We start from the raw sequence: 19,947 nt of genomic DNA on the forward strand, positions 1-19,947 counted from the left end.
CGCCGGAGATCACGAGGAGCGGGGCCGCCAGTCGCCGCGGTCCAGGTTGAGGTCCTCGGGTGTGTGCAGGCGCACCATCGTCCTGGCCACGCCCGGCGGCACCCGGTGCGGCGTGAGGAAGGACACGGCCACCATCACCACGAACGCGATCGGCACCGTCCACGCCGCCGGCTGGGCGAGCAGCGCGTTCGCCGGCCCCTCGTACGGGCCGCCGACGATCGTGACGAGCACCGCCGCGCAGGCCAGCCCGCCCCCCACGAACAGCCCCGCGAGCGCTCCCGTGGTGCTGAGCCGCCGCCACCAGATGCCGAGCACCAGCAGCGGGCAGAACGACGACGCGGCCACCGCGAACGCCAGCCCCACCACGTCCGCCACCGGCAGCGCCCGGGCCTGGAGCGCCAGCCCGAGGGGCACGGCGACCGCCATGAGCGTCGCGATGCGGAACGAGCGCACCCCGCCCTTGAGCAGGTCCTGCGCGATGACCCCGGCCACCGACACGGTCAGGCCGGACGAGGTGGACAGGAACGCGGCGAACGCCCCCGCCGTGACCAGCGCGGTCAGCAGCTCGCCGAGCGTGCCGCCGACCATCCGGCCGGGCAGGGTGAGCACGACGGCGTCGGTGCGGACCAGGTCGGGCGCGTACAGCCGGCCGAGCCAGCCGTACAGGGCGGGCAGCAGGTAGAAGGCGCCGAGCAGCGACAGCACGACGAGCGTGGTGCGGCGCGCGGCCCGCCCGTCGGGGTTGGTGTAGAAGCGCACGAGCACGTGCGGCAGGCCCATGGTGCCGAGGAACGTGGCCAGGATCAGTGAGTACGTCGAGTACAGCGCGTACTCCTTGCCGCCGGCCAGCGGCACCTGCCAGGTGGCGGCGTCCTGCGGGCTCAGGCCGGGCGCGCCGCCGGCCCGCCACGCCATGAGCAGGAACACCAGCGGCACGGCCAGCGCCGTCAGCTTCAGCCAGTACTGGAACGCCTGCACGAAGGTGATCGACCGCATGCCTCCGGACAGCACGTTGACCGCGACGACCACGGCCACGAGCAGCCCGCCCGCCCAGTGCGGCGCCCCGGTGATCTCCCTCAGCACCAGGCCGGCGCTCTGGAACTGCGGCATCAGGTACAGCCAGCCGATGAGCACGACGAGCACGCTCGCGGCGCGGCGCACGGTCATCGACTCCAGCCGCGCCTCGGCGAAGTCCGGCAGCGTGTACGCCCCGGAGCGGCGCAGCGGGGCGGACACCAGCACGAGCAGCACGAGGTAGCCGCCGGTCCAGCCCACCGGCAGCCACAGCATGTCGGCGCCGAACGACAGGATCAGCCCGGCCACCCCCAGGAAGGAGGCGGCCGACAGGTACTCGCCGCCGATGGCGGAGGCGTTCCAGAGCGGGCTGACCGTGCGCGAGGCGACGTAGAAGTCGGAGGTGGTGCGCGAGACGCGGATGCCGAACGCGCCGATGAGCACCGCCGCCACGACGACGATCAGGACGGCGGTGAGGCTCACGGGCGTTCGACCAGGTCGGCGAAGTGGCGTTCGTTGCGCTCGGCCTGGCGCACGTACAGCCAGGCGCCGATCACGAACGCCGGGTAGATGAGGCCGGCGAGCACCGCCCACGGCAGGGGGACGCCCAGCAGCTCGGCCTCGCGCAGCCGCGGGATCAGCAGGAACAGCAGCGGCAGGCCGCACACCACGCAGCCCAGCACGGTGCAGACGAACATCGCCAGCCGGAACTGGGTGCGCAGCAGCGAGCGCATGTAGACCTCGCCGAGGTGGGTCTGCTCGTCGATCTCCCGGGTGGCCGGGTAGCGGGGCCGGCGCGCGGCGGCGGTCCGCGGGCTGGTCACGGCCACCCGCCGCGGCGGCTCGTCCGGCGGTCTCTGCGCGCGGCGGCTCATTCCGGACGTCCTCTGCGGGCGCGGCGGACGAGCAGGTCGCGCAGCTCGCGCGTGTGGCGACGGCTGACCGGGATCTCCGTCTCCCCCACCCGGACCGTGCAGCGTCCCGAGTCGATGTGCAGCTCCTCGATGTGCTTGACCGCCACCAGGTGGCTGCGATGCACGCGGACGAACCCCGCCGAGGCCCAGCGCTCCTCCAGCGTGGCCAGCGGGATGCGCACCAGGTGGCTGCCGGTGGGCGTGTGCAGGCGGGCGTAGTCGCCGTGCGCCTCCACGTAGACGACGTCGGCGCTGGAGACGAACCGGGTCACGCCGCCCAGCTCGACCGGGATCGTGTCGGACTCGCCGCCCTCGACCGGCACCTCCGCCGAGACCGCGACCCGCCGGATCGCCTCGGCCAGCCGTTCGGGGCGCACCGGTTTGAGCAGGTAGTCCTCCGCCTTGATCTCGAACGCCTCGATGGCGTGCTCCTCGTACGCGGTCACGAACACCACGCGCGGCGGGTTGGCGAAGCGCGACAGCAGCCGGCCCAGCACGACGCCGTCGAGTCCGCGCATCCGGATGTCGAGGAACACCGCGTCGATCGGCCGGCCCTCGGCGATGGCGCGGTCCAGCAGCCGCAGGGCCGCGGCGCCGTCACGGGCGGTCGCCACCTCGCCGATGCGGGGGTCGGCGCGCAGCAGGTACGACAGGTCCTCCAGGGCGGGCAGCTCGTCGTCGACCGCGAGGACCCTGAGTTGCGCCATAGACATGGATGAAACCGACATCCAACGGCGCGGTCAACGGGCCGAGACGCCCGGGTGATACTTCGGCAACCTCACGTTGACCTTCGTGCCCGCTCCCGCGCCGGTCTCCACGACGAGCCCGTACTCGTCCCCGTACACCTGGCGCAGCCGCTCGTCCACGTTGGCCAGCCCGACACCGCCCGACGGGGCGATCTCACCGGCGAGGATGCGGCGCAGCCGCTCGGGTTCCATGCCGAGGCCGTCGTCCTCGACGCTGATGCGGCATTCGGCGCCGCCGTCCTCGGCCACGATGACGATGCGGCCGACGCCGTTGCGGCTCTCCAGGCCGTGGCGGACGGCGTTCTCGACGAGCGGCTGCAGGCACAGGAACGGCACGGCCACGGGCAGCACCTCGGGGGCGATGCGCAGCGTCACCTGGAGCTGGTCGCCGAACCGGGCGCGTTCGAGGGTGAGGTAGCGGTCGATCGAGCGCAGCTCCTCGGCCAGCGTGGTGAACTCGCCGTGCCGCCGGAAGGAGTAGCGGGTGAAGTCGGCGAACTCCAGCAGCAGCTCGCGCGCCCGCTCGGGATCGGTGCGGACGAACGAGGCGATGGTGGTCAGCGAGTTGTAGATGAAGTGCGGCGAGATCTGCGCGCGCAGCGCCCGCACCTCGGCCTCCATGAGCAGCGTGCGCGAGCGGTCCAGCTCGGCGAGCTCCAACTGCGAGTCGACCCAGCCGGCCACCTCCTGGGCGGCCTTGACCAGGCCCGCAGAGGCGTGGGGGCCGTAGGCGGCCAGCGTGCCGACGACCCGGTCGTCGGTGGTGAGCGGCACGACCACGGCGTGCCGGACGGGGCACTCCAGCAGGTCGCAGTCCACGGCCAGCACCTGTGTCCGGCCGTCCTTCAGCGTCGCCCGCGCCTGCTCGAACGCCTGCCCGGCGTGGTGCTCGCCCGCGCCGTCGTACACGAGCAGCCGCTCGCCGTCGGTGATGGCGAGGGCGGAGGAGCCGAGCAGCGCCCGCAGGTGCCGCGAGGCCCGCTCGGCGCCGTCGGCGGTCAGCCCGGCCCGCAGCGGCGGGCCGGCGAGGGAGGCGGTGTGCAGCGTCTCGAACGTGGCCCGCTCGGCCGGGCTGGTGCCCAGCTCCCGGCGGCCGCGCATGACCCGCCACAGGACGAGCGCGGGCACGCCCACGAGCCCGGCCGCCACGGCGACGCCGACGAGGTACTCCACACCGCGCGAGCCTACTCGGCGGCCCCGGCGGCCTCTCCTTGGGCGAGCGCCTTGGCGATGGCTTCGGCGTACGCGCGGGCCTCGTCGTCGGAGTCGTACCGCGTGCGCGGCCAGAAGAAGCCGCGCAGGCCGTCCTTGCGGTTGCGCGGCACCACGTGGACGTGCAGGTGCGGCACGCTCTGGCTGACGTGGTTGTTCATCGCGACGAACGTGCCGGCGGCCTCCATGGCCTCCTCCACGGCACGCGCCACGGCCTGGACCCGCGCGAAGAACGGCCCCACGTCGGCGGCGGGCAGGTCGGCGAGCGTCTCGACGTGCCGCCGGGGCACCACCAGCACGTGGCCCTTGAACAGCGGCCTCGCGTCGAGGAAGGAGACGGCCACCTCGTCGGAGTGGACGACGAACGCGGGCCGCTCCCCCGCGACGATCTCGCAGAACAGGTCGGTGCTCACCGGCCGACCCTACCCGGCGGCCCGGCTCTCGTCGCCGCCTGCGCGGGGGCGGTCGCGGAAGGCGGTCCAGCTCGTCATGTTCGGCGCCGACCAGGTCTCGGGCGCGCGCAGGAACCGCTCGCCGGCGAAGCCGGCCAGCCACTCGGGCACCTCGCTCACCTTGCCGCCCCGGCAGTGGTAGACCAGCGCCCCCTCCCGCTGCCCCATCGCCATCCACGGCAGCCACGGCGACACCCGGCACCAGGAGAAGTGGCTCGGCACGTCCGGCGCGCCAGCGTCCAGGTCGGCGGCGCGGGAGAAGAACTGGAACAGCTCCATCGCCCGGTACGTGTCGCCCGCCGAGTGGTCGGGGAAGTCGGCGACCGGCAGCGGCGACGGATAGGCCAGGCGCACGTCCACGTGGTGGACCACCTGGTCGCCGACCCGGGTGAACGGCACGGGCCGGTCGCCGAGCGGCTGGTTGACCGGGTCGTTGAAGACGTGCATCACCTCGACGGCCGCGCCGGTGAACGGGTTGTCCCAGGTGGTGAGGACCTCCCGGGTGACCGGGTCGAGGTAGGCGGCGGCCTCCCGGGTCAGCAGCCGCCAGCCGCCGCTGTCGTCGCGCTCGGCGCGGGCCACGTTGAGACCCTCGAAGCCGAACAGGTGGTGCGGGCCGTCGTCGCGCCGCCAGCCGTACACGTCGCCGGTCCACCACGAGATCGTCTCGGCGCCGTCCGCCGCGGCGCGCACCCGTACGAAGTCCCTGCCGTAGTCCATCCCCGCAGCCTGCCCGACCCGAATCGTTTCGATCAAGAACGGATCTTGGACCGCCTCCCCCGGCCCCGGATCAGCGCGGGGACACGGTCAGGTCGAAGATCGCCTCGCCGGACCGCAGGCGGCTCTCCTCGGTCGGGGGCGTCGTCGCGCCGCCGCAACGCCAGCAGTCGTACAGCCTGATGGTGGTGGCGCCGGGCCGCTTGGCGTTGAAGACGAAGTAGGTGACGCTCTGCGAATCCTCGCGCCGCGCCTCCTTGCTGATGAACGAGGCGACCGCGGCGTCGGGCAGCGCCTCCAGGGACCAGCTGTCGCCCGCGGACCGGCTGTCGGGCACCGCCAGCGAGAACCGCTGGCCGGAGTGCAGCTCGACCGGGACGGTGGCGCCCTTGGCGCCCTTGACGACCACGCCGAGATCGCTGACCGCCGCCCCGCCGCCGCATCCGGCGGTCACGGCGGCGATCAGCAGCACGGACGCGATGCCTGCTCGCCGACGCCTCACTCAGGCAGATTATCGGGCTCCGGCTCGTCCCGCGGCTCGGCGTACGGCTCGCGTCCCACGGGACTTCCCTCGGCGATGGCGCGCTCCCGCATCAGCTCGGCGTCGAGCTCCGCGCCGAACAGCAGCGCCATGTTCGACAGCCACAGCCAGATGAGGAACACCACGACCGCGGCGAGGGTGCCGTACGTCTTGTTGTAGGAGCCGAAGTGGCTCGCGTACAGGGCGAACCCGGCCGAGACGATCACCCAGAGGACGACCGCCACCAGCCCGCCGGGGCTGATCCAGCGCACGCCCGGCTGGCGCACGTTGGGCGCCGCCCAGTAGAGCACCATGATCAGGCCGGCCGCGATCAGCGCCAGGACGGGCCACTTCGCGATGTTCCAGGTGGTCACCACCACGTCGCCCAGGCCCAGCGCCCGGCCCGCCAGGTCGGCGAGGCGGCCGGTGAGCGTCACCGCGATCGCGCCGACCGCGAGCAGCACGGTCACGAGGACGGTGAGGCCGATCCGGAGCGGGGTCGTCTTCCAGAACGGCCGGCCCTCCTCGATGTCGTAGATGGCGTTGCAGGCCCGGATGAAGGCCGCGATGTACCCGGAGGCCGACCACAGGGCGACGGCCAGGCCGACGAGGGCGAACACGCTCGCCGACCCGACCCGCTGCACGCCCGCGACACCCTGCTGGAGCAGGTCGCGCACCTCCGCGGGGGCCAGCACCGCGAGGTTCCCGACGATCACCGCCGTGTCGTCCCGGCCGAGCAGCCCGAACAGCGACACCAGCACGATCATCGCGGGGAAGATCGACAGCACCGCGTAGTAGGTGAGGGCGGCCGCGAGGTCCTGGACGTTGTCGTCCTTGAACTCGATGAACGTGCGCTTCAGCACGCTCCACCAGGCCCTGCGCGGGAAGTCGGCGGGGCGCTCGGGAACGCCCGGCCGAGCCTCCTCCTCCCGCCGCGCCCGCTGGGCCACCTGCGCCTGCGGGACCTCCTGTTCCTTGCCGCTCACCTGTGCCTGGTGCGCCTCATGGCGCGGCGCAGCACGAACACGGCCACCGTGCCGGCCGCGGCCAGCACGAGCAGCGCGGGCCGCCTGCGGGCCTGCTTGGTGACCTTGTCGGCCACGTCCTTGACCTGGTCGGGCGTCACCTCGCGGACCTTGTCCGTGACCGTGCCCGCCATCTCGCCGGCCTTGTGCGTGACCGTCCCCGTGACTTCCCCGGCCTTGTGCGTGACCGTGCCGGCCATCTCGCCGGCCCTGGCCTTGGCGCTGCCGGCCATCTCACCGGCGCGGTGCTTCACGTCCGCCTTGTGCGCCAGCTCGGCCACGGTGTGGCCCAGCTGCCCGCGGGTCTCCTCGATACGTCTGCGCACTTGCTCCTCCTCGTCGTCCTCACCACCAACGCCGTGACGCGCCGGGCGCGCCTCGCGCGCGCGTCCGGCGCCGGCCCTCCGGCCGGTGTCCGCGGCGGTGCTCGCGCCCGGCCCGGCCCCGTGCCTGGCCTCGGCCGTCACCTGCTGGGGGCCCTGGGAGCGGGCCTCGCCCTCGCGTTCCTCCACAGCCGCCGTGCGGTCGTCCTCCACCAGGGGCTCGGGGTCGAACCTCTCGTGCTCCGCCCGGTCCGCCTCGGCCTTGAGCGCGTTCTCCGCCGCGCCCTCCCGGGTCTGGGGCACGTTGATCGACTCCTCGTCGGTCGGCATGCCCACGGTCACCCTGTGGGCGCCGACGTTCCCGGCGTGCTGCTCGCTGTATCCGGGGTCCGTCTCGCTCATCGCCGCACCTTCCCCTTGACCACGTCGATGTCGGTCTTCACGCTCTCGATGGCCTCGCTGGGCACCGGAGGCGTGGCCCGTTCCACCTGCTTCTTGCCGACCAGGCCGACGACGGCCGCGATGACGAACAGCGCGCCCGCCACCACCGCGGTGGCCGCCCATGCCGGCATGACCAGCGCCAGGAGCAGCGCGACCGCGGCGACCAGCGTCGCGCCGCCGAGGAACGCGAGCATGCCCGCGGCGCCGAACAGGCCCGCGCCGAACCCGGCGTGCCTGCCCTTCTCGGTCAGCTCCAGCCGGGCCAGCCGCAGCTCGTCCTTGACGAGCCGGGTGACCTGATCGGACAGGTCGTTGACCAGTCTGTGGGTCTCGTTCACGTCGTCGCCTCCTCTGACGTGGAAGGCGACTACCCAGCGAATCGCCCTTCTATCACGGGGCTCGCGCCACGGCGCGGACGACGGCACGACTGATCGCGGGGCCGCGGACGATCGACGGCGGCCCCGCCGTCCTGGCGGGCCGTCAGCGCTCGGCTACGGCCCGCAGACCGTCAGCGCCTGGCCGCGGCCTTGAGAAGGTGGCCGAGGAGGGACACGACCGGCGACTTGGGAACCTCGCACCAGTCGGCCGGGCGCTTCGGCTCGCTCCACGGCGACGGGAGTTCGCACGAGGGAGCCTGCGGCTTGGGCCGCTCACACCACGATCCCGGAGGGTTCATGATTTCACTGTACAACTCGGGCCCCGTCGCGACGTAAGCAGTCGCTTACAGCTTGGTGGCGGCCTGCGGCTGCGGTGACGGCCTGCGGCTAGGCGTCGATGGGGCCCGGGAGCCAGCCGGTGCGCTGCGCCCAGGCGTCGGCCCGCCGCGCGATCTCCCACACGAACGCGTCCTTCGCCTCGACGTAGGCCGCCCGGTCCTCCCGGCACTCCGCCGCGCACCGCCGCTTCACCCTCGCGTACTCGGCGGCATCCCCCGGATGGCGCCGCAGGAAGTCGCGCAACAGCAGCGCGAACTGCTCGGAGAAGCTGCCCAGCCGCCGCACGTGCACGTGGGTGCGGCGCGAGCCCGGAGGCTCCCGGAAGTAGCGCTTGGTCCGCTCGGGGTTGCCGGGCCGGAACACCAGGCCGAGCTCTTCCTCCAGCGGCGCCCGGTAGGCGTCCGGCGGCTCGAACGAGCGGACCGAGATCTGGACGTCGATCACCGGTTTGGCGGCGAGCCCCGGCACGGAGGTGGAGCCGATGTGGTCGATCCGCACGGCCACGTCGCCCAGCGCGCCGCGCAGGCGGGCGCCCAGGCGGGCGAACTCCTCCGGCCACGCCGGGTCGTACTCCTCGATCACCACCGGCTCACTCATGCCGCCGATCCTGCCACGGCTTCCGTCCTCCTTTGGCGGTGAAGGCCGCCTTTGGTGGTGAAGGTCAGCAGTCCGTCAGGGTGGTGCGCCACACCTCGTCCAGGGCCATCTGGATGGCGCCGGTGAGCACCGCGTTCGCGGCCAGTTCCGACAACTCCACGCTCGGCCGCGTACACCGAGGTGGGCGCGGCGACGGCAGGAACTGGGCGGTGGTCGGGTCGGCCGTGGTCCCGGGCGCCGGGGCGACGCTCGACGTCGGCCTGTTCGCCAGCGCGGCCAACCGCCACACCGGCCAGGAGGCGATCGCCGTGCTGACCGATCCCGCGCCGGCCCCCTCGACCGCGCGCGACGCCGGACGGGACACGCTGCAGAGCCTCCGCAAGCCGGTCACGGCGCTGAGCTGGGAGCCGAACCGGGGCCCCGAGTACGCCAACGACGGCAACCGGGCCAACTCGCCCTACTTCTCCAGCCAGATGACCTGGGACACCACCTGGTGGAAGGTCGATCTGGGGAAGGTCGACGACATCTCCCGCGTCGACGTCCGTACCTACGTCGGGGGCGGGCGCTATTACGAGTACCGGCTGGAGGGCAGCCTCGACGGCGCGACCTGGTACCCCCTCGGCGGCCGCCGCGGCCCCCGAGCCGCGACCGACGCGGGGGACACGATGACCACCGAGGCGAAGGCCCGCTACGTGCGGGTGGTCGGCACCCACAACACCGCCAACCTGGCGTTCCACCTCACGGAGGTCAGCGTGTACGGCACGCCGGCGCCCTGACCCGCCACCGGCACCGGCGTTCGACCGGGTGAGGTGAACCTGTGACGGGCTGATCAGCGCGGCACGAACGCGCCGGCGAGCGCGGCGGCCAGCGTCACCCGGGCGGCCTGGTCGGCGGTGGTCTCGTCCACCGGATCGCCCGTGACGAGCAACCGCAGGTAGACCGGCGCGGCGAGGGTCTTGAGGACCTCACCCGGGTCGGTGCCCGCGGGCAGCTCGCCCCGCTCGACCGCGCGCCTCACCACGGGCTCGGCCCTGGTCAGCCGGTCGCGGAAGACGTGCCCGCCCGCGGCGGCGATCTCCGGCAGGCCGGCCGCCCCGGTGAACATCGCGGCCAGGACGGCCCGCCCGGTCGGGCTGGTGTACGACTGGACGAGCGAGCGGGCCAGCGCCCGCAGGTCGCCCTCGATCGTCCCGGTGTCGGGGACGGGCACGTCCACCGCCAGGTGCTCGGCGAGGGCGTCGACGAGCAGGCTCTCCCGGTCCTTCCAGCGCCGGTACACCGTCGTCTTGTGGACCCCGGCCCGCTGGGCGACGCCCTCGACGGTCAGCGCGGCGTACCCCTTGTCCACGAGTTCGGCGAGCGTGGCGGCGTGGACCGCCTCGCGCACCTTGGCGCCGCGGCCGACCGGGCGGGGGGCGGGACGGGGAGACTCCATTGCAACTCCAAGTTGCGATACGGGACGGCGATTGGGCAGGATGAATCTATCGCAACTTCAAGTTGCGATACCGGTTTCCCGCACTCCCCCGAGGTGGCAGTCATGCGTACCCCTCCCCCGTGGACCTTCGACGCCATGGCCGACCAGTCCGGCCGCGTGGCCGTCGTGACCGGCGCGAACAGCGGCATCGGCTACGTCACGGCCCGCGAGCTGGCCCGCCGCGGCGCCCACGTCGTCCTGGCCTGCCGCGACCCCGGCCGCGGCCGGGCCGCGCTCGACCGCATGCGGGGCGAGGCGCCGGACGCCCGCCTGGAGCTGCGCCGCGTGGACCTGTCCAGCCTGGCCTCCATCCGGGCGTTCGCGGCCGCCTGGGACCACGACCGGCTCGACCTGCTGGTCAACAACGCCGGGATCGCCATGGTGCCGTTCGCCCGGACCGAGGACGGGTTCGAGTCGCAGTTCGGGGTCAACCACCTCGGCACGTTCGCCCTGACCGGCCTGCTCCTGCCCCACCTGATCGCCGCGCCCGACCCGCGCGTGGTCACGGTCAGCAGCGAGGGGCAGCGCTTCGCCCGCTTCGACCTCGGCAACCTCAACGCCGAGCGCCGCTACCGCGCGGCGTTCGCCTACGTGCAGGCGAAGCGGGCGAACCTCTACTTCGCGATGGAGCTGCAGCGCCGGGCCGACGCGGCCGGGCTGGCGCTGCGCAGCTTGGCCGTGGCTCCCGGGCTGACCCGCACCAACGTGCTCACCGGCGGCGCCAACGGCGCCCGGGGCAGGCTGTACGCGAGCCTCACCGGCCTGCTCGTGCGCGCGGCCTTCCGTCCCACGCCGGAGGGCGCCAAGACCTCCTTGTACGCGGCCACGGCCCCCGGCCTGCCCGGAGGGCGGTACATCGTCCCCGACGGGTTCCTGCAGCTACGGGGCGAGCCCACGCACCGCACCCGCGAGCGCGCCGTCCGCGACGTCGTCACGGCCGGGCGGCTGTGGCGGCTGTCCGAACGCCTCACCGGCGTCACGTACCGCCTGCCCGCCCCCGGGTGAGGCGTCCAGACGAGGCCGGCTCGCCGGGTGAGGCGTTCAGACGAGGCCGGCTCGCCGGGCGACGGCCTCGACGTGTCCGCCGAGCAGGCCGAGCAGGTCGGCCGGCTCGGGGTCCTCGGCGCGCAGGTGGGCCACGGCGGTCAGGGCGGTCATCGCCACGTCCAGGAGCTCGTACTCGAGCTCCTGCCGGGTGGCGGAGCGGCCCTTGCGGGGATTCTGGCCGGTGACGCCCACCAGTGCGTTGATCGCTTCGCCGGCCTCCTCGGCGACCTTGGCGACCCTGCCCCACAGCAGCGCCTCGGGGTCACGGTGCAGGTTGTCCGGCGACTGGTCGATCCAGGCGGAGACCGCGTGGACGAGCGCGTTGGTCCGATCGGGATTCATCGAGCGGCACTCTACCGGCATGGTCGCGGAGGCGGTGATCATGGATGATGTCCGGGTGGTGAGGATCGAGACACCGTACGGGCCCTGGGAGCCGGCGCCGCTGCACGAGGTCGTCACGCTGCTGCGCGGGTCGGCGGCGCCGTGGTGGGTGGCGGGCGGGTACGCGGTCGAGCTGGCCGTGGGACGCGCGTACCGCGAGCATGGGGATGTGGACATCGCGCTGCTGCGCCGGGACCAGCTCGCGGTGCGGCGGCTGCTGGACGGCTGGGACGTCCGCGTCGCGGGCATGGACGCGTCCTTTCCGCCATGGCCGGTCGACGAGGTGCTGCCGGTGGAGGCGCATGACATCTGGGTGCGGGAGCATCCGGACGGGCCATGGCGATTCCAGCTCATGCTGGACGAGGCGGACGGCGACGAGTGGGTCTTCCGGCGTGATCCCCGGGTCCGCCGCCCGCTCGCCGGGCTGACCGTCGAGGAGGACGGCTTCCACCGGCTGACCCCGGAGGTGCAACTGCTCTACAAGGCCAGGGGCTTGCGGCCCAAGGACGAGGCCGACTTCGAGGCGGTCCTGCCGGTGCTGACGGCCGCGCAGAGGCGCTGGCTGGACGAGGCGCTGGGGATCGAGCACCCGGCGCATCCCTGGCGCGAACGCCTGCGCGGCTAGCTCCCCGTCCGCCGGGCTCCTGTCCGTGTGTTCCGTACCGGAGGATCAGGCGGCGCGGCCGGCCTTGAGCGCGGCGGCGGCCTCGACGACGCGGCGGCCCTGGTGGCGGGCCGCCTCCAGGGTCACCTCGCTGGGCGCGCCGTCGCCGACCACGTGGGAGGTCCCGTAGGGGTTGCCGGTCTGGAACTGGACGGGGTCGGTGTAGCCGGGGGGCACGATGATGCCGCCCCAGTGGTAGAAGGTGTTGCTCAGGGCCAGGATGGTGGACTCCTGCCCGCCGTGGGCGGTGTTGGAGGCGGTGAAGGCCGAGTACACCTTGTCGGCGAGCTGCCCCTGGAACCACAGGGCGCCGGTGGTGTCGATGAACGCCCGGAGCTGGCTGGCCGGGTTGCCGAAGCGGGTCGGGGTGCCGAACAGCACGGCGTCGGCCCAGGCCAGGTCGTCCAGCGTGGCCTCGGCGACGTCGGCGGTGTCCTGGAGGTGGCGGCCCCACTCGGGCCTGGAGCCGATCGCCTCCGGCGGGGCGGTCTCGGCGACCTTGCGCAGCCGCACGTGCGCGCCGGCCTTCTCCGCGCCCTCGGCGACCGCCTGGGCCAGGGCGTGCACGGTGCCGGTGGAGCTGTAGTAGATGACCGCGACGTTCACGGTTTCCATGGTCGTTCTCCTTGTTTCCTCACATGCGGTTCGTCGGTACGACGACGTAGCCCTCCGGAATGTGAGGCGGCGTCCCGCGCGACGTCGAGAAGGCCGTCCAGGAGCGGGACCCGGCGTTCGGTGTGGTCGTCGGTCGCGATGACGGCCACGCTCAGGTCCAGGTCGGGCACGCGGGCGTGCAGGGCACGCAGGCCCGTCCAGCCTCCGCCGTGCCGGTAGACACGATGCCCGGCGTGCGACCGGACGCCGATGCCCCAGGCGTAGTCGATCGGCGTTCCGTCGTCGAGGCGTCCAGGGGTCTGCATGAGCGCCGAGACGCCGAGTTCGTCGGCGTTGAGCGCCTGGCCCCATCGCAGCAGGTCGCCGAGAGTCGTCCACACCCCTCCGTCGCCCAGGGACAACGGCGCGGGACGAGGACGGGCGAGCGGCGCGGCACCCGGCGGCATGGGCTCAGGACCGGGCCAGTAGCGGGTGTCCGCCATCGCCAGCGGGGCGAACAGGTGGCGCTGGGCGAAGCCGGGCAGCGGCATGTCCGCCGCCCGTTCCACCGCCGCGGCCAGGCAGAGGTATCCGGCGTTGGAGTAGACGTACTCGGTGCCCGGCCGGCCGGCCAGGGCGGGGAACCGGGTGAGCGCCTGGATGACGCCCGGAGTGGTCCGGTCGGCGTCGCGGGCGAGGAGGGCGTCGACCGCGGAGTCGGCGGGGAGGGCCGCCGTGTGATGGACGAGGTGCCGGAGCCGGACGGCGCCCGCCCAGGCGGGCAGCTCGGGCAGCCGGTGCGACAGCGGCGATTCCATGTCCAGGACGCCGCGCCGGACGAGCAGCGCCGCGCAGGCCGCGGTCATCTGCTTCGACAGCGACGCCGCGTAGACGAGCGTGGCGGCGGTCATGGGTTCACCGGTGGATGTCAGCCCTTGGGCCAGGTGGACGGGTGGCGCGCCGCGTCGCCGTATCCCGGCGACGAGCGGTTCGTCACTGCGGTAGCCGGCTTCGGAGACGAGGGCCGTCATTCGTCGGTGCAACGGGGACATGAGGTGATCTTTCCGTCTTACGATCACCTCCATGGCCGCGATCGTGCGCACAGAACGAGCGGAGCGGGTTTTCGTCTCCTACCACCAGCTCGTGGTGAGCGACCGCGAGTACGACGAGGGGCATCCGGACCACTCGGACGACGAGCTGGCCTCCTCCCGGCCGGGGATCGCGGTGATCTGGACGGGGGTGCACACGGGTTTCCTCGACGTGACGATCCGTCTCGCGACAGCGGCCCCGCCCATGCCCCGCCCCGGCGAGTGGGAGGAGGGCACGGAGGTCGACCTCGTCACGCTGACCGGCGAGACGGTGCTGTGCGGGTTGATGGGCGACCCTCCCGCGCAGTTCCCCGACCTCACCCCGCAAGGACCGGGCCGCTACCGCATGAGGGTCCACACCCGCGGCAGGAGCCTCAACAACAAGGCGTACGGCCAGGTCTGCCCGGAGGTGTACGTGATCACCATCTGGCCTGTCGACGTCGGCCCCGGCGCCGCCGCCCGCTACCGGGAGATGGCTGCCCACGAGCCGCCGACCAGGTCCGACCGGCTCCGGGCGTGGGCCAGGGAACAGATGATGAACGAGCCGGGGAGGCCGGCCCGCCGGGTCAAGCACGACCAGCCCAGCTCGACGGCCGTCCAGGAGACCTCCGGCGCCACACCATAGATCCACGGGACCACCCGCATCTAAGGGGGTGAGACCCGAGGAGACCTCTTGAATCCCGACCAGCAACGCGACTTCACCGAGTTCGTCACCACCCGCTCCGACAGTCTGATCAGGCTCGCCTATCTCCTGACCAACGATCAGCATGCCGCCGAGGACCTGCTCCAGACGGCGCTGGCCAAGACTGCCGGACACTGGCGGCGCATCCGCGACAATCCGGAGGCGTACGTACGCCAGGTCATGTACCACGAACAGGTCGGACGCTGGCGAAGTCCGCGCTGGGGCCGCGAACGGCTGGTCCTGACGCCTCCCGACCGGGCCACGGACGACCGGACTCACGAGGTCGAGGCGCGCGTCACCCTGGCCCGGGCGCTGCGGGTCCTGCCGGCGCGCAAGAGGGCGGTCCTGGTGCTGCGTTACTACGAGGACCTCTCGGAGTCCGAGGTCGCGAAGATCATGGGCTGCTCGGTGGGGACCGTGCGCAGCCAGACCCACCAAGCCGTCGCCCGGTTGCGCGAACTGATCGGCGAGACCGTCGCCCTGGAGGCCTGAGATGACCATCGACGAACAGCGGATCTCCGCGGAACTGCGACGGATGGCGGACGAGGCCAGGCCCGTCGACGCGCCCGCCTACGCCACCCGGGCACGGACCGCCGCCCTGTGGCGCCGGCGCACGTCATGGTCGGTCGCCGGGCTCGCCGCGGCGGCCTCGGTGATCACCTCGCTGATCGTGACCACCACTTCCGGGGGCTCCGGCCAGGTCACCGCGGCGAGGGTGGAACACCTGCCGGACAACACCCCCGCGCAGTCGCGGGCCGTGCGCGAGTGCATGCCCAAGGGAGGGCCCGTGCACAACATGGACGGGAATCGGCGGATGACGGAGTACGGCACGGTCAAGGACTTCCGGCTGCTGGTGGAGTACCGGGACAAGGGCGGGTCGACCGCTCTGGTCGGCAGCCGGTCCGGCTTCGTCCTGTGCACGCCGACCCCGCAGAAGGAGTTCGCGGAACGGGCGGTCTTCACCTACTGGGGGTTCAGGGCTCCGGGGAACATGTCCGGCTTCTCGGGCGCCCTTCAGGTGGACGCCTACACCTCGCACACGCGCTCGTACGCGGAGGGTCCGGAACGGATCCAGAAGGACGACATCTACCGGGTCGTCGTCGGCCGGGTGAGAACGGACACGCGACGGGTCGAGATCGACTGGGCGGACGGACGGCGTACCGAGGCGCGCCTGGCCAACGGCTTCTTCATCGCCCGGGTGCCGGGGAGGGTGGTCGCGGACCCCGATGGCGGCAAGGACGCCGACGGCAAGCCGATCGACGTCCTGGATTCGCCACCGGTCACGGTCACCGCCTACGGCTCGCGGGCCCAGATCCTGGAACAGGAGAAGAACGTGGCGTTCGCCCCCTTGGGCCGGGGAACCGAATGACCTCAGGCGGGCACGTCGGCCACGCGGGGGGCGATCCGGCCGAACAGGTCGCCGATCGTGGTCAGAGCGGCGGCGTGCAGGACGCCGGCCGGGATCGGCGTGCCGTCCGGGCCCGCCAGCGGCCGGGTCGCGCACGCCTCGCCCACGACGGTGGGCCGGTAGCCGAGGTTGAACGCGCCCTGGGCGGTGAACTGCACGCACATGTGGGTCATGAAGCCCGCCAGCACCAGGTCCGGCCCGGCGTCGAGCCGGCGCAGCGTCTCCAGCAGGTCGGTCTCGTGGAACGAGTTCGGGAAACGCTTCACCACGACCGGTTCGCCGTCCCGGGGCGCGACGGCCGAGGCGATCTGCCCGATCTCGGCGCGGATGTCGTACGGGGTGCCTTCGCCGCCGTCGTTGACGACGTGCACCACGGGGGTTCCCGCGGCGCGGGCCCGGTCCAGCAGGCGGGCGGCGGCGTCCAGGGCCAGGTCGGCGTCCGGGAGCGCCATGACGCCGGTTCGGTAGGTGTTCTGGAAGTCGATCATGATCAGGGTGCCGGCGGACAGCTCCGGCAACGCGCCGTCCAGGCCGATCACGTCGCGCAGGGTCGTCGAAACAGTCATCTCGTCCTCCTGAGTTTTCCGGTAAGTCCGGCCGGGGTTGTCGGGAATTCCGCCGGCCGAGGTCGTGGGGGTGTGGGAAGCGAAGTCAGGCGGCGGTGCGGAACCGTCGCCGGTAGGCCGCCGGGGTGGTGCCGAGCCGCCGCCGGAACGCCCGGTGCAGCGTCTCCACCGAGCCCAGGCCGCACGCGGCGGCGACCTGGTCGAGCGGCTCGTCACCGCCCTCCAGCAGCCGCCGCGCCGCCTCCACCCGGGCCGCCTCCACGTAGGCGGCCGGGGTGACACCGGTCTCCTTGCGGAAGACCCGGGCGAAGTGCCGCTCGCTGAGGCACATCCGCTCGGCGAGCGCCGCCGCCGACAGGTCGGCGACGAGGTTCGTGGTGATCCACGCCCGCAGCTCGTCGATGTCGCGGCGCTCGCTCGGGGCCAGCCACAGCGGGACGCTGAACTGGCTCTGCCCGCCCGGCCGCTTGAGGTACATCACCAGTTGCCGGGCGACCGCCAGGGCGAGCCGTTCGCCGTGGTCCTCGGCGACCAGGGCGAGCGCGAGATCCATGCACGCGGTGATGCCCGCGCCCGTCCAGACGTTCCCCGACCGGACGTAGATCGGGTCGGGGTCCACGGTGACGTCGGGATGCTCGGCGGCCAGCCGGTCGGCGGTGGCCCAGTGCGTGGTCGCCGTCCGGCCCGACAGCAGCCCGGCGGCGGCCAGCAGGTGCGCGCCGACGCACACCGAGGCGACCCGGCCGGCGTGCCGGGCGGTCTCGGCGATCCAGCCGACCAGGGCCGGATCGATCACCGGCGTGCCGGCGCCGTCCACCGCACCGGGCACCACGAGCGTGTCCACCCGCTCGCCGACCTGGTCGAACGGCAGGTCGGTGGCGAGCCGGACCCCGGCGCTGGTCCGCACCTGGCCGCCGTCGGGCCCGGCCAGGAGCACCTGGTACGGCGTCCCTCCGGACATCTCCCGGTTCGCGACCGCGAACACCTCCGCGGGCCCGGTGACATCGAGAAGATCGACATCGGGGAACACGGCGACGACGACACGGTGCGGAGCGGACATGCATTCATTGTCACCGGTATGACCTGGTGGCCGCCATGACGGTGTTCTGTCACATCCGGACACAGCCCCACATTCCAAAGGTTCCCTTGACATCTCTGCGTTGCCGACCCAGGATTCCAAGCATGTCTTTGGAATCCTGGAGGAAGCGGCCACGACGGGTGCTCGACGACCCCGCCGCCATGCGGGCCTTCGCCCATCCCGTCCGTCTGGCGCTGCACGAGCTGCTGATGCGGGCCGGCGCCACGACCGCCGCGGACGCCGCCCGCGAGGTCGGCATCAGCCAGGCACTGGCCTCCTACCACCTGCGGCAGCTCGCCAAGTACGGCTTCGTGGAGCAGGCCGAGGCGCGCGACGAGCGGGAGCGGCCCTGGAAGGCGACGTCACTCACCCAGGAGTGGTCCGACGCGGGCTCGACCCCCGAGACCTCGGCCGCCCGCGGCCTGCTGGAACAGGTCATCGCCGAACGGGCACTGTCGCGGCTGGCCGAATGGCAGGAGCGCCGCGCGGACGAGCCCGACACCTGGCGCAACGCCGGCGGGATCGGCAACTCCTACCTCTACGTCACGCCTGACGAGCTCGCCTCGTTCGACGCCGCGATCAATCGCCTGCTGGAGCCGCTGATGGCGCGGATCGCCGACCCGTCCGAGCGGCCGGAGGGGGCCCGGCCCGTCCTGCTGACCACCCTCGTGGTCCCGCTCCCGGCGACCGGCACCGGTGACTGACGCCAGGGACGCCACTCTGCCGGGAGACGAACCGGCGGGGGCGGCCACGAGCGCCCCGGAGAAGTCGGCGGCGGAGGCGCCGGGCGGGATCCGGAGCCTGCTCGGGGGGAACCGCAACTACCGGCGGCTGCTCTCGGCCGGGCTGATCTCGCAGACCGGCGACTGGGTCGTCAGCACCGGCCTGGCGTACCACGTCTACGTCCTCACCGGGTCCACCCTGTCCAGCGCCGCCATGCTGCTGGCCGCCCGCCTGCCGGACGTCCTGCTCGGCTCACTGGCGGGGGTGCTCGCCGACCGGTGGGACCGCCGCAGGCTCCTGGTGATCACGGACGTGCTGCTCGCGTCAGGGCTGCTGCCTCTGCTGGTGGTACGCGAGCCGGGTCAGGTCGGGATCGTCTACGCCGTCGCCCTGTGGACCGGCGTGCTCAGTACGGTCCTGTTCCCCGCCCAGAAGGCCCTCGTGCCCCAGATCGTGGCCGCCTCCCAGCTCGTCAGGGCCAACGCGCTGCACGGGCAGAGCGGTCAGGCCGCCAGGCTGCTGGGCGCGCTGGCGGGCGGGGTCGCGGTCGGCGCGGGCGGGCTGGCCGCCGTCGTGTGGATCGGTGCGGCCGGTTTCCTGATCTCCGCGCTCCTGCTGGCACGCCTGCGAACGCCCGCCCGCCGCGCCACCGCCGCGACGACGATGGGCGGTCAGTGGATCTCCGGGCTGCGGCTGGCCAGGACGAACCGCGGCGTGCGCCTGCTGGTGGCGTACATGGTGATCACGGGAGTGGGCGAGGGCATCTTCGGGACGCTCGCGGCGCCGTTCGTGGCCGATGTGCTCGGCGGACGCGGGGACGCGTACGGGCTGTTCATGTCGGCGCAGGCAGTCGGCGGGATCGCCGGTGGTCTGGCGATCGCCGCCCGTCCGGCCAACGCCACGCCGCGGGCGCTGCTGGGGTGGGGCACGGTCGCTTTCGGCCTGGCCGACCTGGCGCTGTTCACCTACCCCCTCCTGACGCGTGAGCTGTGGCCGGCCATCGCGCTGATCGGCCTGGCCGGGATACCGGCCGCGGCGGCGGTGGCGGGGCTGACCACGTTCGCCCAGACGGCCACCGGCGGCGACCGGGTGGGCGCGGTGTTCGGGATCCTCGTCAGCGCGCAGGCCGCCACGTCGCTGCTCGGGACGGCGCTGGCGGGCGTGCTCGGCGAACGGTTCGGCATTGTCCCGACGCTCTGCCTGCACGCGGGCGGGGCGATCACGGCGGGTCTGCTCGTGGTGGCGAGAGCGCGCCACCGTCATGGCACCTCGCGTCGATGCCGCCCTGTCCGGGAGGCCGGACAGGGCGGGTGACGTGGCCCTCATGCGGCGATGATGCTCGGGCGATGTCGGCCCGCCGGCATGCCGCTATGACGGTCTGCCGTCGGGCCGTCAGCTCTGAAGGCATGACGGTCTGCCGTCGGGCCGTCAGCTCTGGAGGCTGCGGGCGGTGATGTCGCCGCTGGACGTGGTGGCGTGGATGTCGAGCTCGGCGCTGCCGTCGTTCCTCAGGGCGTTGGTGATGCGGCCGTGGGTGGTGCCGGCGTCCAGGGCGGCCGAGACTC

26 protein-coding genes are annotated in these 19,947 nt (G+C 73.0%); 8 read left to right on the top strand and 18 right to left on the bottom strand.

Annotation, left to right across the window (positions count from 1 at the left end):
• Window positions 1-9: 9 nt before the first annotated feature.
• The 12 genes from HTZ77_RS41480 to HTZ77_RS41535 all read right to left on the bottom strand — a co-directional run bounded on the left by HTZ77_RS41480 (window position 10) and on the right by HTZ77_RS41535 (window position 8,677).
• Window positions 10-1,497 (bottom strand): sodium/solute symporter, encoded by a 1,488-nt coding sequence (locus HTZ77_RS41480; RefSeq protein ID WP_175595271.1) that lies wholly within the window; start codon window positions 1,495-1,497, stop codon window positions 10-12.
• Window positions 1,494-1,889, bottom strand: a complete 396-nt coding sequence (locus tag HTZ77_RS41485; RefSeq protein WP_175595272.1) for a hypothetical protein — start codon at window positions 1,887-1,889, stop codon at window positions 1,494-1,496. The genes HTZ77_RS41480 and HTZ77_RS41485 overlap by 4 nt, the downstream gene beginning before the upstream one ends.
• Window positions 1,886-2,635 carry a LytR/AlgR family response regulator transcription factor gene (locus HTZ77_RS41490; RefSeq protein WP_175595273.1) on the bottom strand — a complete coding sequence of 250 codons (750 nt, stop codon included), beginning with the start codon at window positions 2,633-2,635 and terminating at the stop codon, window positions 1,886-1,888. The genes HTZ77_RS41485 and HTZ77_RS41490 overlap by 4 nt, the downstream gene beginning before the upstream one ends.
• 33 nt (window positions 2,636-2,668) lie before the next feature.
• Window positions 2,669-3,847: a sensor histidine kinase gene (locus HTZ77_RS41495; protein ID WP_175595274.1), complete on the bottom strand. Its 1,179-nt coding sequence runs from the start codon at window positions 3,845-3,847 to the stop codon at window positions 2,669-2,671.
• Between the two features lie 11 nt (window positions 3,848-3,858).
• Window positions 3,859-4,299, bottom strand: a complete 441-nt coding sequence (locus tag HTZ77_RS41500) for an HIT family protein (RefSeq protein ID WP_175595275.1) — start codon at window positions 4,297-4,299, stop codon at window positions 3,859-3,861.
• A 9-nt stretch (window positions 4,300-4,308) separates the two neighbouring features.
• Window positions 4,309-5,094 (bottom strand): DUF1838 family protein, encoded by a 786-nt coding sequence (locus tag HTZ77_RS41505; protein WP_205304602.1) that lies wholly within the window; start codon window positions 5,092-5,094, stop codon window positions 4,309-4,311.
• Between the two features lie 34 nt (window positions 5,095-5,128).
• Entirely contained in the window at window positions 5,129-5,557 is a 429-nt protein-coding gene (locus HTZ77_RS41510) for a protease inhibitor I42 family protein (protein WP_175595276.1), read from the bottom strand.
• Window positions 5,554-6,561, bottom strand: coding sequence for a YihY/virulence factor BrkB family protein (locus tag HTZ77_RS41515; RefSeq protein ID WP_328809074.1), 1,008 nt, complete (start codon window positions 6,559-6,561; stop codon window positions 5,554-5,556). Before HTZ77_RS41515 ends, HTZ77_RS41510 begins: the two co-directional genes overlap by 4 nt.
• On the bottom strand, window positions 6,558-7,325 hold the full coding sequence (locus HTZ77_RS45625; RefSeq protein ID WP_205304603.1) for a DUF3618 domain-containing protein: 768 nt from the start codon (window positions 7,323-7,325) through the stop codon (window positions 6,558-6,560). The genes HTZ77_RS41515 and HTZ77_RS45625 overlap by 4 nt, the downstream gene beginning before the upstream one ends.
• Window positions 7,322-7,702: a phage holin family protein gene (locus tag HTZ77_RS41525; RefSeq protein WP_175595277.1), complete on the bottom strand. Its 381-nt coding sequence runs from the start codon at window positions 7,700-7,702 to the stop codon at window positions 7,322-7,324. The genes HTZ77_RS45625 and HTZ77_RS41525 overlap by 4 nt, the downstream gene beginning before the upstream one ends.
• 170 nt (window positions 7,703-7,872) lie before the next feature.
• The gene (locus tag HTZ77_RS41530) at window positions 7,873-8,040 is read right to left on the bottom strand and encodes a hypothetical protein (RefSeq protein WP_175595278.1); all 168 of its coding nucleotides are present in this window, start codon (window positions 8,038-8,040) and stop codon (window positions 7,873-7,875) included.
• Window positions 8,041-8,128: 88 nt separating this feature from the next.
• Entirely contained in the window at window positions 8,129-8,677 is a 549-nt protein-coding gene (locus HTZ77_RS41535) for a GrpB family protein (protein ID WP_175595279.1), read from the bottom strand.
• Between the two features lie 209 nt (window positions 8,678-8,886).
• Between HTZ77_RS41535 and HTZ77_RS41540 the strand changes: the two genes are divergently transcribed.
• Window positions 8,887-9,453, top strand: a complete 567-nt coding sequence (locus HTZ77_RS41540) for a discoidin domain-containing protein (protein ID WP_175595280.1) — start codon at window positions 8,887-8,889, stop codon at window positions 9,451-9,453.
• A gap of 53 nt (window positions 9,454-9,506) precedes the next feature.
• On the opposite strand, the gene HTZ77_RS41545 is transcribed toward HTZ77_RS41540, so the two are convergent.
• The gene (locus HTZ77_RS41545) at window positions 9,507-10,112 is read right to left on the bottom strand and encodes a TetR/AcrR family transcriptional regulator (RefSeq protein ID WP_205304604.1); all 606 of its coding nucleotides are present in this window, start codon (window positions 10,110-10,112) and stop codon (window positions 9,507-9,509) included.
• Window positions 10,113-10,214: 102 nt separating this feature from the next.
• Between HTZ77_RS41545 and HTZ77_RS41550 the strand changes: the two genes are divergently transcribed.
• Entirely contained in the window at window positions 10,215-11,156 is a 942-nt protein-coding gene (locus HTZ77_RS41550) for an oxidoreductase (RefSeq protein ID WP_175595281.1), read from the top strand.
• A gap of 36 nt (window positions 11,157-11,192) precedes the next feature.
• Here the strand turns inward: HTZ77_RS41550 and HTZ77_RS41555 are convergent, their stop codons facing one another.
• Window positions 11,193-11,540: a MazG-like family protein gene (locus tag HTZ77_RS41555; RefSeq protein WP_205304605.1), complete on the bottom strand. Its 348-nt coding sequence runs from the start codon at window positions 11,538-11,540 to the stop codon at window positions 11,193-11,195.
• Between the two features lie 40 nt (window positions 11,541-11,580).
• Here HTZ77_RS41555 and HTZ77_RS41560 point away from each other — a divergent pair, with 40 nt between their 5' ends.
• On the top strand, window positions 11,581-12,204 hold the full coding sequence (locus HTZ77_RS41560) for a nucleotidyltransferase domain-containing protein (protein ID WP_205304606.1): 624 nt from the start codon (window positions 11,581-11,583) through the stop codon (window positions 12,202-12,204).
• A gap of 45 nt (window positions 12,205-12,249) precedes the next feature.
• On the opposite strand, the gene wrbA is transcribed toward HTZ77_RS41560, so the two are convergent.
• Together wrbA and HTZ77_RS41570 are read right to left on the bottom strand one after the other, a co-directional pair.
• Complete coding sequence (gene wrbA, locus HTZ77_RS41565; RefSeq protein ID WP_175595282.1) at window positions 12,250-12,858, bottom strand: NAD(P)H:quinone oxidoreductase; 609 nt, start codon at window positions 12,856-12,858, stop codon at window positions 12,250-12,252.
• Complete coding sequence (locus tag HTZ77_RS41570) at window positions 12,846-13,922, bottom strand: serine hydrolase domain-containing protein (RefSeq protein ID WP_328809075.1); 1,077 nt, start codon at window positions 13,920-13,922, stop codon at window positions 12,846-12,848. The genes wrbA and HTZ77_RS41570 overlap by 13 nt, the downstream gene beginning before the upstream one ends.
• Here HTZ77_RS41570 and HTZ77_RS41575 point away from each other — a divergent pair.
• Genes HTZ77_RS41575 through HTZ77_RS41585 form a run of 3 tightly spaced genes read left to right on the top strand, consistent with a single transcriptional unit; the run spans window position 13,921 to window position 15,976 of the window.
• Window positions 13,921-14,550 carry a hypothetical protein gene (locus HTZ77_RS41575; RefSeq protein WP_175595284.1) on the top strand — a complete coding sequence of 210 codons (630 nt, stop codon included), beginning with the start codon at window positions 13,921-13,923 and terminating at the stop codon, window positions 14,548-14,550. The two genes, HTZ77_RS41570 and HTZ77_RS41575, sit on opposite strands and share 2 nt — an antisense overlap.
• A 48-nt stretch (window positions 14,551-14,598) precedes the next feature.
• Window positions 14,599-15,099, top strand: coding sequence for a SigE family RNA polymerase sigma factor (locus HTZ77_RS41580; RefSeq protein WP_175595285.1), 501 nt, complete (start codon window positions 14,599-14,601; stop codon window positions 15,097-15,099).
• Between the two features lies 1 nt (window position 15,100).
• Complete coding sequence (locus HTZ77_RS41585) at window positions 15,101-15,976, top strand: hypothetical protein (protein ID WP_175595286.1); 876 nt, start codon at window positions 15,101-15,103, stop codon at window positions 15,974-15,976.
• A gap of 2 nt (window positions 15,977-15,978) precedes the next feature.
• On the opposite strand, the gene HTZ77_RS41590 is transcribed toward HTZ77_RS41585, so the two are convergent.
• Both HTZ77_RS41590 and HTZ77_RS41595 read right to left on the bottom strand, forming a co-directional pair.
• On the bottom strand, window positions 15,979-16,581 hold the full coding sequence (locus tag HTZ77_RS41590) for an isochorismatase family protein (protein ID WP_175595287.1): 603 nt from the start codon (window positions 16,579-16,581) through the stop codon (window positions 15,979-15,981).
• A gap of 85 nt (window positions 16,582-16,666) precedes the next feature.
• Window positions 16,667-17,641 (bottom strand): GlxA family transcriptional regulator, encoded by a 975-nt coding sequence (locus HTZ77_RS41595; RefSeq protein WP_175595288.1) that lies wholly within the window; start codon window positions 17,639-17,641, stop codon window positions 16,667-16,669.
• 122 nt (window positions 17,642-17,763) lie between these two features.
• Between HTZ77_RS41595 and HTZ77_RS41600 the strand changes: the two genes are divergently transcribed.
• Both HTZ77_RS41600 and HTZ77_RS41605 read left to right on the top strand, forming a co-directional pair.
• Window positions 17,764-18,363, top strand: a complete 600-nt coding sequence (locus HTZ77_RS41600; RefSeq protein WP_175595289.1) for a helix-turn-helix domain-containing protein — start codon at window positions 17,764-17,766, stop codon at window positions 18,361-18,363.
• Entirely contained in the window at window positions 18,356-19,696 is a 1,341-nt protein-coding gene (locus HTZ77_RS41605) for an MFS transporter (protein ID WP_175595290.1), read from the top strand. Before HTZ77_RS41600 ends, HTZ77_RS41605 begins: the two co-directional genes overlap by 8 nt.
• The last annotated feature ends 251 nt before the right edge of the window (window positions 19,697-19,947 follow it).

Origin of the sequence: Nonomuraea montanisoli, from assembly GCF_013363975.1 — a bacterium.
Classification (GTDB): Bacteria; Actinomycetota; Actinomycetes; order Streptosporangiales; family Streptosporangiaceae; genus Nonomuraea; species Nonomuraea montanisoli.

Bases quoted from the DNA above. Each gene is read 5' to 3' on its own strand.
- HTZ77_RS41485 (WP_175595272.1), bottom strand. From the start codon at position 1,889: ATGAGCCGCCGCGCGCAGAGACCGCCGGACGAGCCGCCGCGGCGGGTG.
- HTZ77_RS41490 (WP_175595273.1), bottom strand. From the start codon at position 2,635: ATGGCGCAACTCAGGGTCCTCGCGGTCGACGACGAGCTGCCCGCCCTG.
- HTZ77_RS45625 (WP_205304603.1), bottom strand. From the start codon at position 7,325: ATGAGCGAGACGGACCCCGGATACAGCGAGCAGCACGCCGGGAACGTC.
- HTZ77_RS41530 (WP_175595278.1), bottom strand. From the start codon at position 8,040: ATGAACCCTCCGGGATCGTGGTGTGAGCGGCCCAAGCCGCAGGCTCCC.
- HTZ77_RS41535 (WP_175595279.1), bottom strand. From the start codon at position 8,677: ATGAGTGAGCCGGTGGTGATCGAGGAGTACGACCCGGCGTGGCCGGAG.
- HTZ77_RS41545 (WP_205304604.1), bottom strand. From the start codon at position 10,112: ATGGAGTCTCCCCGTCCCGCCCCCCGCCCGGTCGGCCGCGGCGCCAAG.
- HTZ77_RS41550 (WP_175595281.1), top strand. From the start codon at position 10,215: ATGCGTACCCCTCCCCCGTGGACCTTCGACGCCATGGCCGACCAGTCC.
- HTZ77_RS41555 (WP_205304605.1), bottom strand. From the start codon at position 11,540: ATGAATCCCGATCGGACCAACGCGCTCGTCCACGCGGTCTCCGCCTGG.
- HTZ77_RS41560 (WP_205304606.1), top strand. From the start codon at position 11,581: ATGGATGATGTCCGGGTGGTGAGGATCGAGACACCGTACGGGCCCTGG.
- wrbA (WP_175595282.1), bottom strand. From the start codon at position 12,858: ATGGAAACCGTGAACGTCGCGGTCATCTACTACAGCTCCACCGGCACC.
- HTZ77_RS41575 (WP_175595284.1), top strand. From the start codon at position 13,921: ATGGCCGCGATCGTGCGCACAGAACGAGCGGAGCGGGTTTTCGTCTCC.
- HTZ77_RS41570 (WP_328809075.1), bottom strand. From the start codon at position 13,922: ATGGAGGTGATCGTAAGACGGAAAGATCACCTCATGTCCCCGTTGCAC.
- HTZ77_RS41585 (WP_175595286.1), top strand. From the start codon at position 15,101: ATGACCATCGACGAACAGCGGATCTCCGCGGAACTGCGACGGATGGCG.
- HTZ77_RS41590 (WP_175595287.1), bottom strand. From the start codon at position 16,581: ATGACTGTTTCGACGACCCTGCGCGACGTGATCGGCCTGGACGGCGCG.
- HTZ77_RS41595 (WP_175595288.1), bottom strand. From the start codon at position 17,641: ATGTCCGCTCCGCACCGTGTCGTCGTCGCCGTGTTCCCCGATGTCGAT.
- HTZ77_RS41600 (WP_175595289.1), top strand. From the start codon at position 17,764: ATGTCTTTGGAATCCTGGAGGAAGCGGCCACGACGGGTGCTCGACGAC.